Origin of the sequence: Leifsonia sp. fls2-241-R2A-40a (assembly GCF_030209575.1) — a bacterium.
Classification (GTDB): domain Bacteria; phylum Actinomycetota; class Actinomycetes; order Actinomycetales; family Microbacteriaceae; genus Leifsonia.
This window is the reverse complement of record NZ_JARVRS010000001.1, coordinates 2,611,059-2,625,191: the sequence shown is the minus strand read 5'-3', so window position 1 is coordinate 2,625,191 and position 14,133 is coordinate 2,611,059. Positions and strand designations below refer to the sequence as shown.

Genomic DNA, 14,133 nt, shown 5'->3' with positions numbered 1-14,133 from the left:
CGGCGCGGCTAGCCCGCGGCGCCCGCCTCGCGGTCGGCCGCTTCCTGGTCGCGGATCTCGCCCTGCAGGTCGCGCAGCGTCGATCGCAGCGCGCGCTCCGCATCCAGCCCCTGCGCCTTCGCGGAGGCCACGATCGCGAGCAGCAGCGGGCCGAGCTCGTCCTCGCTGCCCACCTGCACGCCGCCCGATTCACGCAGGTCGAGCAGCCCGACCTTCTCGGCGCGACCGAGCAGCTTGTCCGCGAGGGCGAGCGACGGCATGCCTTGCGGGATGCCGTCGAGCACGCTGGTGCGACCCGGCTTCTCCTGCTTCTTGAGCTCGTCCCAGAAGCCGACGACATCGTCCGCCGTCTCGGCCGTGCGGGCATCGGCGGCGGCGCGGTCGCCGAACACGTGCGGGTGCCGGCCGACCATCTTGGCCGTCATGTGCGCGGCCACATCCTGGATGTCGAACTCCTCACCCGGGGTGTGCGCCGCGAGATCGGCGTGGAACAGCACCTGGTAGAGCACGTCGCCGAGCTCCTCCAGCAGCTCGTCCCTGTCGCCCGTCTCGATCGCCTCGATGAGCTCGTAGGTCTCCTCGATCAGGTACTGGACGAGCGACTCGTGCGTCTGGTCCGCATCCCACGGGCAGCCCCCGGGCGCGCGCAGCAGCGCCATCACGGCCACCAGCTGGTCCAGCTTCGTCGCCGCCTCGGGCACCACGGCCGTGCCGACTGTCTCGCCCATCCGGACCTCCTCGCTCTACGATGACCCCATCCTGCCACCGGCTAGACTCGTGGGCGGTGTGCCGGGAAGTCTGGTCGGCGTCGTTTCCGTGACCCCAGATTGGTGACCTGATGAGCCTCATCCGATCCGAGCGCACCGCCGCCGGCCTGCTGCTGGGTGCTGCCGCGCTCGGCCTGATCCTCGCCAACACGCCGGCCGGTCCGGCGCTGCTCGACCTGCAGCATTCCTACATCGGCGCGGGTCTGCTGAAGATCAGCGTCGGACACGTGATCAGCGACGGCCTGCTCGCCGTCTTCTTCTTCATCGTCGCGGTGGAGCTCAAGCACGAGCTCGTGGTCGGCGAGCTGAACAGCGTGCAGAAGGCGATCCATCCGGCCATCGCGGCGGTCGCCGGCGTGATCGTCCCCGCCGGCCTCTATCTCGTGCTGACCGCGGGCACCGGTGTCCAGAACGGCTGGCCGATCCCCACCGCCACCGACATCGCCTTCGCCCTCGGCGTTCTGGCGGTGTTCGGCCGCGGACTCCCCAACCGGCTGCGCGTCTTCCTCCTCGCCCTCGCGGTGCTCGACGACCTGATCGCGATCCTCATCATCGCGGTGTTCTTCACGGAAGACCCCAACCTCCTCGAGCTCCTCCTGGCGGCCGTGACCCTCACTCTCTTCGGACTGCTGAGCCGGATGCTGCGCGGGCGGATGCGCTGGCCGCTCGGTGTCCTCATGGTGCTGCTGGCGCTGCTGACCTGGTGGCTCGTCTACGACTCCGGGGTGCACGCCACGATCGCGGGTGTCGCACTCGGCCTGGTCATGGCGCGTCAGCCGGCAGGACGGGTCACGCACGTGCTGGAGCCCTGGTCGAACGGCCTGATCCTGCCGCTGTTCGCCTTCTCCGCGGCGCTGGTCCCCATCCCGAAGGTGTCGCCGTCGGAGCTCTCGCCGGCGTTCTGGGGCATCCTCATCGCCCTGCCCGTCGGCAAGCTGGTGGGGATCACTCTGGGCGGCTGGCTCGGCTCGTTCACGCGGCGCGGGCCGGATCGCAACCGCATCTCCCTCTTCGGGATCGTGACGGTCTCCGCGCTCGGCGGCATCGGCTTCACGGTGTCGCTGCTCATGAACGAGCTCGCGTTCGCCGGTTCGGAGACCGTGCGCGCGGAGGGCACGCTGGCGGTCCTGCTGGGGTCGGCTGTCGCGATCGTTGTCTCGGCCTTCCTGGTGGCGGCGCTGGCGCGGCGCAACCGACGGCTCCATCCGCACCCGGAACACGGCGGGGAGCCGGCCGCCGCGAAGCACGGCGGAGCACGCACGACCTAGCGTGCCCGCGCGACCCGGGCCGCGCCCCGCCGAGTTGCGACATCATGTCGCAACTCGGTGCGGATTGCCGCATCTACTCACCGCTCGATCGCGGTCGCGCCGGGGCGCGCACTCGCGACGGCCGCGCGCCCGGCTCAGCCGGCGCGCTCGGCGGCGGGCTCCTTCTCCGGGAACAGCGCCCCCAGCAGGTCCGCGACCCAGCCGATCAGCGCCGCATCGTCGACCGTCTCGCCGTTCACCCGCGGGAGCGGCACGGTCGCCACCTTCGGCGCGGCGTGGTACTTCGACCCGGGGTACATGCGCTGCAGGCGCACCTGCAGCGAGTCGGGCAGCAGGGCCGGCGCGAGGCGCAGGTTCGAACCCATGGCGACCACCTCGCCGAGTCCCGCCTTCTGCGCCGCCCGGCGGAGCCGCGACACGGCGATCAGGTTGGTGACCGGCTGCGGCGGCGCGCCGTAGCGGTCGGTCAGCTCCTCCAGCACAAGGTCGATCTGGCCGTCCTTCGCCGCGGGCGAGCTGGCCGTCGACAGCTTCTGGTACGCCTCCAGACGCAGCCGCTCGCTGTCCACGTAGTCCTCCGGGATGTGCGCATCGACGGGCAGTTCGAGTCGCAGCTCGGTCTGCCCCTCCGCCACCTCGCCGCGGAACGTCGAGACGGCCTCGCCGATCATCCGCAGGTAGAGGTCGAAGCCGACGCCCGCGATGTGGCCGGACTGCTCGCCGCCGAGCAGGTTTCCCGCTCCACGGATCTCGAGGTCTTTGAGCGCGACCTGCATGCCGCTTCCGAGGTCGTTGTTCGCCGCGATGGTCGACAGGCGGTCGTGCGCGGTCTCGCTGAGCGGCTTGTTCTCGTCCCAGAGGAAGTACGCGTACGCCCGCTCCCGGCCACGGCCGACGCGACCGCGCAGCTGGTGCAGCTGGCTCAGGCCGTATTTGTCGGCGCGGTCGATGATGATCGTGTTCGCGTTGGCGATGTCGAGGCCGGTCTCGATGATCGTGGTCGAGACGAGGACGTCGAAGCGACGCTCCCAGAAGTCGACGACCACCTGTTCGAGCGCGTGCTCGTTCATCTTGCCGTGGGCGACGCCGATGCGCGCCTCCGGCACCAGCTCGGCCAGCTTGGCGGCCATGCTGGTGATCGAGCCGACCCGGTTGTGCACGAAGAAGACCTGGCCCTCGCGCAGCAGTTCGCGGCGGATGGCGGCGGCGACCTGCTTGTCGGAGTACGGCCCGACGAAGGTGAGGATCGGGTGCCGGTCCTCCGGCGGGGTGGCGAGGGTCGACATCTCGCGGATGCCGGTCACCGCCATCTCCAGCGTGCGCGGGATGGGCGTCGCACTCATCGCGAGGATGTCGACGTTGGTCTTCAGCTTCTTGAGCGAATCCTTGTGCTCGACGCCGAAGCGCTGCTCCTCGTCGATGATGACGAGCCCGAGGTCTTTGAAGCTCACCCCGTCGGCGAGGATGCGGTGCGTGCCGATCACCACATCCACCGTGCCGTCGGCCATGCCGCGCAGCGTCTCGCGCGCCTCCTTGTCGGTCTGGAACCGGCTCAGCTGCCGCAGGTGGATGGGGAAGCCGGCGAAGCGCTCCTGGAACGTCTCCGCGTGCTGCTTCACAAGCAGCGTGGTGGGGACGAGCATCGCCACCTGCTTGCCGTCCTGCACCGCCTTGAACGCGGCGCGGACGGCGATCTCGGTCTTACCGAAGCCGACGTCGCCCGAGATGAGCCGGTCCATCGGGATGGGCCGCTCCATATCGGCCTTCACCTCGTCGATGGTCTGCAGCTGGTCGAGCGTCTCGGCGAACGGGAAGGCCTCTTCGAGCTCGCGCTGCCACGGGGTGTCCGGCGCGAAGGCGTGCCCCTTGCTCGCCATGCGCGCCGAGTACAGCTTCACGAGCTCGACCGCGATGTCGCGGACGGCCCGGCGTGCCCGGCCCTTGGCCGCCGACCAGTCGCTTCCGCCCATCTTGGACAGCTGCGGAGCCTCGCCGCCGACGTACCGCGTGAGCAGATCGAGCTGGTCCGTCGGCACGTAGAGCTTGTCGCCCGGGTACCCGCGCTTCGACGGCGCGTACTCGAGCACGAGGTACTCGCGCTTCGACTTGACCGCTTTGCGACCGCCGCTCGAAACCTCGCGCTGGGTCAGCTCGACGAACTTGCCGATGCCGTGCGTCTCGTGCACGACGTAGTCGCCGGGCTTGAGCGCCAGCGGGTCGACCACGTTCTTGCGGCGGGTCGCGAGCTTCTTGACCTGGCGCGAGTCGTAGCCGACCGAGCGCCCGTAGAACTCGGCCTCGCTGATCAGCGCCAGCTTCGTCTCGGGAACCTCGAACCCGTGCTCGGCGGTCGCCTTGATCAGGTAGGCGATGCCCGGCTCGGGATCGGTCGGGAACTCGTCCACCGGTCGTGCGGGCAGCTCGGACTCGGCGAGGACGTCGGCCGCGCGCTCGACGAGACCGTTGCCGGCGGCAACGATCGCCACGCGCCAGCCGTCGCGCAGGCGCGCGGCGACGTGCTCGACGGCGCCCGAGACGTTGCCCTGGAAGCTCGGCACGGCCTCCGCGTGGATGCGCACCTGCAGGTGCTCCTCGAGCTCGCGCTCCTCGGGCAGCACCTCGTCGGCCTGGAAACCGCTCATGGTCCACCAGGGGTGGTTCGGGGCCGTCGCGCCCGGCCGGCTGAACTTCACCGAGTCCTTGAGCTGCTGCAGGGTCAGGAAGTCGCCCGCGGCGAGGTCGATGGGGGCCGCCGCGCCGACGGTGGCGGCGCTCCAAGCGGCGGAGAGGAACTCGCGGTTGGTCTCGGCGAGGCTCACGGCGCGAGACGCCACGCGTTCCGGCGACAGCACCGCGACGGCTGCGCCGTCCGGCAGGTAATGGGTCAGCGGCACGAGACGGTCGACGAGCGCGGGAGCCAGCGACTCCATCCCCTCGACCGGGATGCCCTCGCCGATCTTCGCGAGCATGGCCGAGAGGCTCGGGAACTCGTGCTCCATCTCGCGTGCACGCTGGCGCACCGATTCGCTCAGCAGCAGCTCGCGGCTCGGCGGAAGGCTCACCTCGGCGATCGGCTCGGGGAGCGACCGCTGGTCGGCCACGGAGAACGCGCGGATCTGATCCACCTCGTCGCCGAAGAAGTCGATGCGGTACGGGTGGTCGGCCGTCGGAGGGAACACGTCGAGGATGCCGCCGCGCACGGCGAACTCGCCGCGCCGCGTCACCATGTCGACACGGCCATACGCCAGGTCGACCAGCTGGCTGGACAGACCGCCGAGGTCGAAGCCGCGCGCCGCGGCCCGCAGCTCGACCGTGGAGTAGTCGGTGAGATTGTCCGCGAGAGGCTGCAGCGCCGCACGCACGGAGGCGACGAGGACGAACGGCGTCGTCTGCTCCCCCGCGGCCCAGTCGGCGAGCCGGCGCAGCGCGAGCAGGCGCTTGCCGACGATCTCCGGGCTCGGGCTCAGCCGCTCGTGCGGCAGCGTCTCCCACGCGGGGAACTCGACGATCTCCGCTTCGGGCAGCAGGCACGGCAGCGCGCCGCGGATGGACTCCGACTCGCGCCCGGTCGCCGTGATCAGCAGGACCGCCCGCGACGCGCCCTGCTCGGCGCGACGGCGGAGGAGCCCAGCGAGGAGCGGGCCCCGCAGGCCGTCGGTCAGCGAGAAATCGGCGTCGCGCGCCGCGTGGGCGAGAGCGTCGCTGAAGGAGGACTCGCGCGCAAGCGCGTCGACAAGGCCCTGGAGTATCACTCGGACGATTCTACGTGGCACCACCGACAGATCGAGGGGTGCGGCGCATCCTGAACGGTCAGATCCAGCCCTCGAGCGCCCGCATGAATCCGTCGTGATCGTCGCGGTTGATGACGTGACCGGATCCGGGGACGATCCGGACCTCGTAGCCGTCCTCGCGCAGCCGCTCGGCCAGCTCCGGCTTCACCAGCTGCGAATTGTCGGCCAGCATCACCATCGACGGCACCGACATCACCTCCGGCGCGCGCATCGCGGACGGAGTGACCACCACCGGCAGCACCGCACGGTCGAACACCCGGAACGTCTCGACCTCGATCGCGACGTCGGCCGGATCCCAGCGCGGGTTGCGCTTGGCGATGGCCGCCGCCGACTGACGCGCGAGCGTCCGCAGGAAGGCCGGCGCCAGCATCCGCTGGAACCAGTTCGCCGCCGGGCACGAGAAGGCGGGGTCGACGTAGATGACGCGCTGCGGGTCGAGCCGCTCGATCGCCAGGCTCACCGTGAGGCCGCCCAGGGAGTGCCCGACCACCAGCTCGGGACGGACAGGCACGGTGTCGACGATGTCCTGCGCCATCAGATCGGCCGAGTACTCCTCGGTGCGCGGGCTGTGCCCGTGGCCCCGCAGGTCGACAGCGATGACGTGGTAGCCGCGCTCGGCGAGGACGGGTCCGACCCGTCGCCAGGTGCGCGAATCCGACATGACCCCGTGGACCAGGACTGCGTAGCGGTCGCCTTCGCCCCACTGACGCGTGTACAACTTCATGCCCGTGACGGTACGCGCGGCGGCTGGCCTGCGGCAGGGCGCGGGCCTGACTTCCGCTGAGCGTTCCCCGTGACTCCTCCGTGCTCGCGATCTGCGCCGACTCGCGGTGCCCATTCGTCACGAATGCTCGCCCTTCGTGACGAATGGCGCGCATTCGTGACGAATCGGCGGGGGAAATGGACGAATCGCGGGCCGGGTCAGCGGGCGTGGAAGCGGTTCTGCGCGGAGGTGAGGCCGCCCGCGGCGATCTCCTCGACCGCGTCCGCCGCATCCGAGACCAGGATGGGCAGGTTCTTGCGCTCGGCGGCGGAGAACGCCTTCAGCACGTGATCCGCCGCCCCGGAGGTGCCAGGCGGCCGGCCGACGCCGACCCGCACGCGGGTGAAGTCGCCGGTGCCGATCGCCGCGATCACGTCGCGGACGCCGTTGTGCCCGCCGTGGCCGCCACCGCTCTTGAGGCGGATGGTGTCGAACGGGATGTCGAGCTCGTCGTGCACCACGATCAAGTGCGACGGGTCGAGCGAGTAGAAGCGCATCAGCTGCGACACGGGCCCGCCGGACACGTTCATGAACGTGTTCGGCTTGGCGAGGACGAGACGCGGGCCGCCGGGGGCCAGCCGACCCTCGGCGACCGTCGCGTTCGTCTTGTGGCTCTTGAAGGTGAGACCCCCGCGCGAAGCGAGTTCGTCGAGCACCATCTGGCCCACGTTGTGGCGTGTGGAGGCGTAGCCGGGCCCGGGATTGCCGAGCCCGACCACGAGCCACGGCCCGTCGGACGGTCCCGTGGACGACGCCTGACGGGTGGGTTCCATCGGAAGGTGTTACTCGGCGCTGCTGTCGGACGCCTCGGCCTCGGCGCCGCCCTCGGCGGTCTCCTCGTCCTCGGCGCGCGCGGCGGCCGGGACGACGACGTTGAGGATGAGGAGGTCCTCGTCCTCGGCCAGCGTCGAGCCGGACGGCAGAGCGAAGTCCTTCGCGAGGTACTGCGTGCCCTCGGGGGCGTCGGTCACGTCGATGACGATGCGCTCCGGGATGTGCGTGGCCTCGGCCTCGAGACGGATCGTGTTGACCTCGAGCACGGCGATGGTACCCGAGTACGGCTCGCCCTCGACGTGCACCGGAACCTCGACGACGACCTTCTCACCGCGGCGGATGAGGATGAGGTCGAGGTGCTCGATGATCTGCGACACCGGGTCCTTCTGGACGTCCTTCACCAGGGCCAGCTCGCTCTTGCCGGCGATGTCGAGGTCGAGGACCGCGTTCGCCTTGCGCAGGAGGAGGGAGACCTGGTGGCCGGGGAGGGTGATGTGGACCGGGTCGCTGCCGTGACCGTAGATGACCGCGGGGATCTTGCCGACGGCGCGGATCTTGCGCGCCGCGCCCTTGCCGAAGCTTTCGCGCAGTTCGGCTGCGACCTTGTTGGACTCGTCTGCCATGGTGTCTCCTCGCCGACCAGAGGCCGGCTGTCGGGCGAGCCGCGAGGCCCGCAGTGTGGTGTTGTTCAACTCGAACGCATCGAAGTGCGCGAGGAAAGACTGCGTAGCCTGCTCCACCGCGTCGATCACGGATGCCGGACGCATCCCTCGCCGAAGTTCAGTTGCCCAGTGTAGCCGATCGATATATACTAAGCGCGCATACTACTTCGACGAGGAGACCATCATGTGGACGACCGAGCACACCGCGCGAACCGTGGCCCCCGCAGCCGCCGTCTGGGCGTCGCTGCGCGACCTGCACAGCGGCATCCCGCTGGGACCGGCGAGCGACCGGTTCGAGCTGCACGGCCCGTTCGCGGTCGGCACGGAGGTGACCGTCACACCCCAGGGCCAGGAACCGATGACGTCCACGATCGTCGAGCTCGAGCCCGAACGCGTCTACGCGGACCGCACGCTCTACGGCGAACTGGCGCTCACCTTCCGGCACACGCTCGCGCCCGACGCCGCCGGCGGAACCGTGGTGACGCACACGCTCGAGGTCGACGGCCCGGGCTCCGACCAGGTCGGCCCCGAGCTCGGACCGCAGATCGCCGCAGACTTCCCGGTGGCGATGAACGAACTGCTCCGGGCGGCCGAGGCCCGGGCCGCCGGCGATGCCTGAGTCCGGACTCGGGAGCCGCTTCCCGGCAGCGGCGCAGAGTCCCGGCCTGCTGCTCTGGCGTGTGACCAACCGGTGGCAGGCGGCGATGCGCGCCGCGCTGGCGCCGCACGACCTCACGCACGTGCAGTACGTCCTGCTCGCCTCCCTCACATGGCTCGGCGCCCGCGAACCCGACCGCCTGGTCACCCAGGCCGACCTCGCCGGCTTCGCCGCGACGGACCCGATGATGACGTCGCAGGTGCTGCGCGCCCTGGAGCGCGCCGGACTGGTGGAGCGGCTGCCGCATCCCACCGACCGGCGGGCCCGGGTCCTGCGGGTGACTCGCGAGGGCGCGGAAGCCGCCCGCCGGGCCACCGTGGACGTCGAGGCGGCGGACGCAGCGTTCTTCGCCGACGTGGATGCGGGCGGGTTCGTCGCCGCGCTCCAGGCGCTGTCCCCGGCGTCGGAGCCGCGATCGTCCTAGCGGGCGTCCTCGCGCAGGTGGGCTTCGATCAGGTCGACCAGCTGCGCGGGCGCGGGGCCGACATCCACCCGGACCCCCGGTTCGTCCTCCTGCAGCGGTTGCAGCGTCGCCAACTGGGAGTCGAGCAGCGTCACGGGCATGAAGTGCCCCGGCCGAGCGGTCATGCGCGCGGCGAGGACCTCGCGGGTGCCGTCCAGCTCCGCGAACACCGCGTCCGGAGCCTCCGACCGGATCAGGTCGCGGTACGCCCGCTTCAGCGCGGAGCAGGCGACGACCATCCCCTCCGCCGAGGCTCCCGCGAGTGTGCGACCGACGGCGTGCAGCCAGGGGATGCGGTCCTCGTCGGTGAGCGGGACGCCCGCGGCCATCTTGGCGACGTTGGCCGCGGGGTGCAGGGCGTCACCGTCCACGAACGGCACCCCGAGGTTCCGGGCGAGCAGCTCCCCCACGGTGCTCTTGCCCGAACCGGACACGCCCATCACCACCACCTGCGGTCGCCGCACGGCGCCTCCTCGTTCCTTCTCACCGGCGCTGATCACCAGTCGTGCATCGAGCCGTCGAGGAGCCGGTTCACCGGCAGGTACGCCGACTGGTACGGGAACGACTCCGCGAGTACCTCGTCGTACGATACGCCGAGCCCCGGCTCCTCGCCGGGCGCGAGCAGGCCGTCCGCGAATGTGTACGTCGGGCGGAACACCTCGTCGGTGGCCGAGCTGTGCCGCATGTACTCCTGGATGCCGAAGTTGGGGATCGCGACCCCCAGGTGCAGGGCCGCGGGCACGGCACGACATGTCGCGGCGCGTGGATGCGTCGTTCCTGGCCGAGCTGGTCGCCGGCCACCGGCTGATGGAGGAGGACGCGGTCGCCGTTGCCCGGCGGCTCGTGGACGACATCCCGCGTCACACCTTCCGGCTCGGCCGATGAGCACCGGCGGACGTCGCGCTACGCTGGGTGGACTGCTCGATTCTTGCCACCAGCGGGAGAGCTGACCCCGGACCACACCCGTCGCGGCGGACGGCCCCGTCCTGCCGCGGCACCACGAAGGAGCATGACGTGTCACAGGAAGCAACGGCCAACATCGGAGTCGTCGGGCTGGCGGTGATGGGATCGAACCTGGCCCGCAACCTCGCCTCGCGTGAGGGCAACACGGTCGCCGTGTTCAACCGCACCTACGCCCGGACCGAGGAGCTGGTGAAGGCGCACCCGGAGGCCGGGTTCGTCGACTCCGAGCAGATCGACGAGTTCGTCGCGTCGCTGTCGAAGCCGCGCACCGCGATCATCATGGTGCAGGCCGGCAAGGGCACCGATGCGGTCATCGACCAGCTCGTGGAGCGGTTCGAGCCGGGCGACATCATCGTCGACGGCGGCAACGCGAACTTCCACGACACGATCGAGCGCGAGAAGCGGATCGCGCCCACGGGCATCCACTTCGTCGGCGCCGGCATCTCCGGCGGCGAGGAGGGCGCGCTGAACGGCCCGTCGATCATGCCCGGAGGTTCCGCCGAATCGTACGAGACGCTGGGCCCGATCCTCGAGTCGATCGCCGCGGTCGCCGAGGGCGAGCCGTGCGTCACCCACATCGGCACCGACGGCGCCGGCCACTTCGTCAAGATGATCCACAACGGCATCGAGTACGCCGACATGCAGCTCATCGCCGAGGCGTACGACCTGCTGCGCACCATCGGCGGCCTCGAGCCCGCCGCGATCGCCGACGTGTTCGCCGAGTGGAACAAGGGCTACCTCGAGTCGTACCTGATCGAGATCACGGCCGAGGTGCTGCGCCAGGTGGATGCGGAGACCGGAAAGCCTTTCATCGACATCGTGCTCGACCAGGCCGGCTCCAAGGGCACCGGCGTCTGGACCGTGCAGAACGCGCTCGACCTGGGCGTTCCGGTCGGCGGCATCGCCGAGGCCGTGTTCGCCCGCGCCGTGTCGTCGAAGCCGAACCAGCGCGCCGCCGTGCAGGCGACCATCCAGTCGCGTCCCGACGTGCAGAAGGCCGACGACGTCGAATCGTTCGCCGATGACGTGTCCAAGGCGCTGTACGCCTCGAAGGTCGTCGCGTACGCGCAGGGCTTCGACGCGATCATCGCCGGCGCCGAGAAGTACGGCTGGGACATCCACAAGGACCGCATCGCGAAGATCTGGCGCGGCGGCTGCATCATCCGCGCGCAGTTCCTGAACCGCATCGCCGACGCCTACGACGAGAACCCGAACATCGCGACGCTGCTCGAGGCGCCGTACTTCGCGGACGCGGTCCGCGAGGGCGAGGCCGCGTGGCGACGGATCGTCGCGACGGCGGCGCTCTCGGGCGTGCCGGTCCCCGGCTTCGGGTCGGCACTGTCGTACTACGACTCGCTCGCGTCCAAGCGCCTCCCGGCCGCGCTCGTGCAGGGCCAGCGCGACTTCTTCGGCGCGCACACCTACAAGCGCGTCGACAAGGAGGGCGTCTTCCACACCCTCTGGTCCGGCGACCGCACCGAGATCCGCACCGAGGGCTCCTCGCACTAGGTCCCTCCCGCCGCCGAGCACAGGGAAAGTGCCGCGAATCCGAGCGATTCGCGGCACTTTTCCTGTACTCGCGGGCCGCGGCGGGGCAGACTCGGAAAGGTGACGTACGAGGACCATCCGGAGCTCGCCGAGTACGAGCCCCTCGGCGACCGCCCCCTGCGCGGCCGCACGATGACCGTCGCCAGCCGGGTCTTCGTCGTCGTCGCGCTCGGGGCGCTACTGTTGCCCGGCATCCTGCTGACGATCAGCATCCAGACGCAGACCGCCGACTACACGTGCTCGGTGTACGCGCAGCAGTACCAGCCAGAGGCTCTCGGGTCGTCCGCCCGCTTCGAGCTGTTCGGCCCGTTGGGGCCCGGCTGGCAGTGCTACGCGCTCAACACCGAGGGCGACGGCACCTGGGTGGCGCCGCTGGGCCTCATCCCGTCGGCGCCGCACCAGCTTCCGTGATGAGCGTGCGCACGGTCGCGTGCAGCCACTCCGCATAGCGCTCGAAACTCCACCCGCTCTCGCCGATGAGCTGCTGGTGACCTTCGGGCGACATGACGAAGGAGAGCGCGTCGGCGAGCTCACGGCGCCCGGCCGGCGACAGGGGCGCGATGGAGGCGATCCCGCGTTCGCCCAGGAGGCTCACCATGCTCAGGTAGTCAGCGTGGCGGCGCCCGAGCAGCTCCGTGTAGGCGATGCGCACCGCGTCGTCGTCCCGGGACGCGGCGGTGAACGTCGACCACAGGCCGCCCGTTCGCGCGTTGGCGGCGGCGATGAAGGCCACCAGCCGGGCGAGCAGCTCGTACGGATCGTCGAGGGCGGCGATCGCCGCGATCTCAGGACGTTCGGTGAGCGACGACTCCCCCGCCTCCCCGCCGAAGCTCAGCTCGAAGGCGGCGAGCAGCAGCGCCCGCTTCGGCCCGTGCACTTTGACGCTCTCCACCGACACCCCGGCCGCCGCCGCGATATCCGCCAGAGAGGCGCTCGCGTAGCCGCGAGCGGAGAACACGCCCGCGGCAGCCTCCAGAATGCGGCGCGTCGTCTGCTGCGCGTGCTCCTGACGGAGGGTCGAACGGTAGGGACGTGTGCCGGCCACTATTGACTACCTTTCACGTGTAGTGAATACTGTTGACGTTTATTCGACTCTACCCGAAACGAGGACCCGGACCATGAACGCCCGCCCGCTCGACATCCTGCTCTGCAGCACCCCCGTGCACGGACACGTCTCACCCCTTCTGGCCGTCAGCCGCGCCCTGGTCGACCGCGGCCACCGCGTCCACTTCCTCACCGGCGAGCGCTACCTCGAGCGCGCCGCCGCGACCGGCGCAGCGGCGCTCCGGCTGCCGGCCGCGGCCGACTACGACGACACCGACATCGACGCCGCCTTCCCCGGCCGTGTCGGGCTCACCGGTCCCGCCGGGATCCGGTGGGACATGACCGAGATCTTCCTCCGGCCCGCGCCCAGTCAACTCGCGGCGATGGATGCGGTGATCCGCGACCTGGGCATCGACGTCGTGCTGGCCGAGAGCCTGTTCCTCGGGGCGGCACTGTTGGCGTCGCGCCCGCGCACATCCCGCCCGCCGCTCCTGAACCTGGGGATCGTGCCGCTCGGCCTGAAGAGCCGGGACACAGCGCCGTTCGGACTCGGCATCCCGCCGCGCCCGGGCGCCCTGGGGCGCGCACGCAACGCCGCTCTGACGGTCGCTGCCGAGAAGGGCGTCTTCGCGCCGGTCCAGCGCGCTGCGCTCCGCACCGCCGCCGCGGCAGGTGTGAGCCTCCGCGGCTTCGTGCTCGACTGGCCCTCGCAGGGCGACGGGGTCGTGCAGTTCACGGTGCCGGAGTTCGAGTACCCGCGCAGCGATCTCCGGGTGCCCGTGCACTTCTTCGGCCCCGTCTCGCGCACGCAGCCCTCCGACAGCGCGCTGCCCGCGTGGTGGAGCGACCTGGACGACGGACGCCCGGTCCTCCACGTCACCCAGGGCACCGTCGCGAACCGCGACCTCGGCGACCTCGTGCTGCCGACCATCCGCGCCCTCGCCCAGGACGACGTGTGGGTGGTGGCCAGCACGGGAGGTCGACCCGTCGCCGATCTCGGGACCGGTCTCCCCGCCAATGCCCGCGTCGCCTCCTACCTGCCGTACGACCGGCTGCTGCCGCGCACGGCGGCCTACGTCACGAACGGCGGCTACGGCGGCATCCACTACGCCATGGAGCACGGGGTGCCGATCGTCGTGGCCGGCACCACCGAGGACAAGGCGGAGGTCTCGGCGCGGGTCGCCTGGTCGGGCGTCGGCATCCGGCTGGGGACCAACCGGCCCGAGCCGGGGGCCGTCGCGCAGGCGGTCCGGACGGTGCTGCGGGACCGGACCTACGCCGAGCGGAGCGCACGCATCGGCGCGGCGATCCGGGCCGCGTCCGGGCTCGACGGCCTCGAGCGGGCGGTCGTCGCCGCCGCCGAGGCGACGGCGGATGCGTCCGCGGGGCGGACGGCGGCCTGAGGCGACTGATCCCTCCGTCACTCCGGGTT

At 70.9% G+C, this 14,133-nt stretch carries 14 protein-coding genes and 1 pseudogene; 7 read left to right on the top strand and 8 right to left on the bottom strand.

All coding sequences use genetic code 11. From position 1 onward, the window contains the following. Positions 1-8: 8 nt before the first annotated feature. Positions 9-728 (bottom strand): nucleoside triphosphate pyrophosphohydrolase, encoded by a 720-nt coding sequence (locus QRN40_RS13015; RefSeq protein WP_285116097.1) that lies wholly within the window; start codon positions 726-728, stop codon positions 9-11. Between the two features lie 110 nt (positions 729-838). Here QRN40_RS13015 and QRN40_RS13010 point away from each other — a divergent pair, with 110 nt between their 5' ends. Beyond that, entirely contained in the window at positions 839-2,035 is a 1,197-nt protein-coding gene (locus QRN40_RS13010; RefSeq protein WP_285116096.1) for a Na+/H+ antiporter NhaA, read from the top strand. A 134-nt stretch (positions 2,036-2,169) separates the two neighbouring features. Here QRN40_RS13010 and mfd read toward each other — a convergent pair whose 3' ends face one another. From mfd to QRN40_RS12990, 4 genes are all read right to left on the bottom strand, one after another. Continuing rightward, a complete protein-coding gene (gene mfd, locus QRN40_RS13005; protein WP_285116094.1) occupies positions 2,170-5,787 on the bottom strand; it encodes a transcription-repair coupling factor in 3,618 nt (1,205 codons plus the stop codon). A 58-nt stretch (positions 5,788-5,845) separates the two neighbouring features. Further along, the gene (locus QRN40_RS13000; protein WP_285116092.1) at positions 5,846-6,550 is read right to left on the bottom strand and encodes an alpha/beta fold hydrolase; all 705 of its coding nucleotides are present in this window, start codon (positions 6,548-6,550) and stop codon (positions 5,846-5,848) included. A 197-nt stretch (positions 6,551-6,747) separates the two neighbouring features. Further along, positions 6,748-7,362: an aminoacyl-tRNA hydrolase gene (gene pth, locus QRN40_RS12995; protein WP_285116091.1), complete on the bottom strand. Its 615-nt coding sequence runs from the start codon at positions 7,360-7,362 to the stop codon at positions 6,748-6,750. Positions 7,363-7,371: 9 nt separating this feature from the next. Next, positions 7,372-7,986: a 50S ribosomal protein L25/general stress protein Ctc gene (locus QRN40_RS12990; RefSeq protein ID WP_285116090.1), complete on the bottom strand. Its 615-nt coding sequence runs from the start codon at positions 7,984-7,986 to the stop codon at positions 7,372-7,374. 223 nt (positions 7,987-8,209) lie between these two features. Between QRN40_RS12990 and QRN40_RS12985 the strand changes: the two genes are divergently transcribed. Further along, entirely contained in the window at positions 8,210-8,644 is a 435-nt protein-coding gene (locus tag QRN40_RS12985) for an SRPBCC family protein (RefSeq protein WP_285116088.1), read from the top strand. After that, complete coding sequence (locus tag QRN40_RS12980) at positions 8,637-9,107, top strand: MarR family winged helix-turn-helix transcriptional regulator (protein WP_285116087.1); 471 nt, start codon at positions 8,637-8,639, stop codon at positions 9,105-9,107. The genes QRN40_RS12985 and QRN40_RS12980 overlap by 8 nt, the downstream gene beginning before the upstream one ends. Here QRN40_RS12980 and QRN40_RS12975 read toward each other — a convergent pair. Continuing rightward, the gene (locus tag QRN40_RS12975) at positions 9,104-9,610 is read right to left on the bottom strand and encodes a gluconokinase (RefSeq protein WP_285116086.1); all 507 of its coding nucleotides are present in this window, start codon (positions 9,608-9,610) and stop codon (positions 9,104-9,106) included. The genes QRN40_RS12980 and QRN40_RS12975 overlap by 4 nt on opposite strands. Positions 9,611-9,642: 32 nt before the next feature. Continuing rightward, a pseudogene (locus QRN40_RS12970) lies at positions 9,643-9,882 on the bottom strand (enolase C-terminal domain-like protein); the annotation flags it as partial. Positions 9,883-9,896: 14 nt separating this feature from the next. Here QRN40_RS12970 and QRN40_RS12965 point away from each other — a divergent pair. From QRN40_RS12965 to QRN40_RS12955, 3 genes are all read left to right on the top strand, one after another. Beyond that, positions 9,897-10,031: a hypothetical protein gene (locus QRN40_RS12965; RefSeq protein ID WP_285117527.1), complete on the top strand. Its 135-nt coding sequence runs from the start codon at positions 9,897-9,899 to the stop codon at positions 10,029-10,031. Between the two features lie 129 nt (positions 10,032-10,160). Next, positions 10,161-11,618, top strand: a complete 1,458-nt coding sequence (gene gnd, locus QRN40_RS12960; RefSeq protein WP_285116085.1) for an NADP-dependent phosphogluconate dehydrogenase — start codon at positions 10,161-10,163, stop codon at positions 11,616-11,618. Between the two features lie 99 nt (positions 11,619-11,717). Beyond that, the gene (locus QRN40_RS12955; RefSeq protein ID WP_285116084.1) at positions 11,718-12,068 is read left to right on the top strand and encodes a hypothetical protein; all 351 of its coding nucleotides are present in this window, start codon (positions 11,718-11,720) and stop codon (positions 12,066-12,068) included. Here QRN40_RS12955 and QRN40_RS12950 read toward each other — a convergent pair. Next, complete coding sequence (locus QRN40_RS12950; protein WP_285116083.1) at positions 12,037-12,702, bottom strand: TetR family transcriptional regulator; 666 nt, start codon at positions 12,700-12,702, stop codon at positions 12,037-12,039. The genes QRN40_RS12955 and QRN40_RS12950 overlap by 32 nt on opposite strands. A gap of 73 nt (positions 12,703-12,775) precedes the next feature. Between QRN40_RS12950 and QRN40_RS12945 the strand changes: the two genes are divergently transcribed. Further along, on the top strand, positions 12,776-14,104 hold the full coding sequence (locus QRN40_RS12945; RefSeq protein WP_285116082.1) for a glycosyltransferase: 1,329 nt from the start codon (positions 12,776-12,778) through the stop codon (positions 14,102-14,104). Positions 14,105-14,133 lie beyond the last annotated feature (29 nt).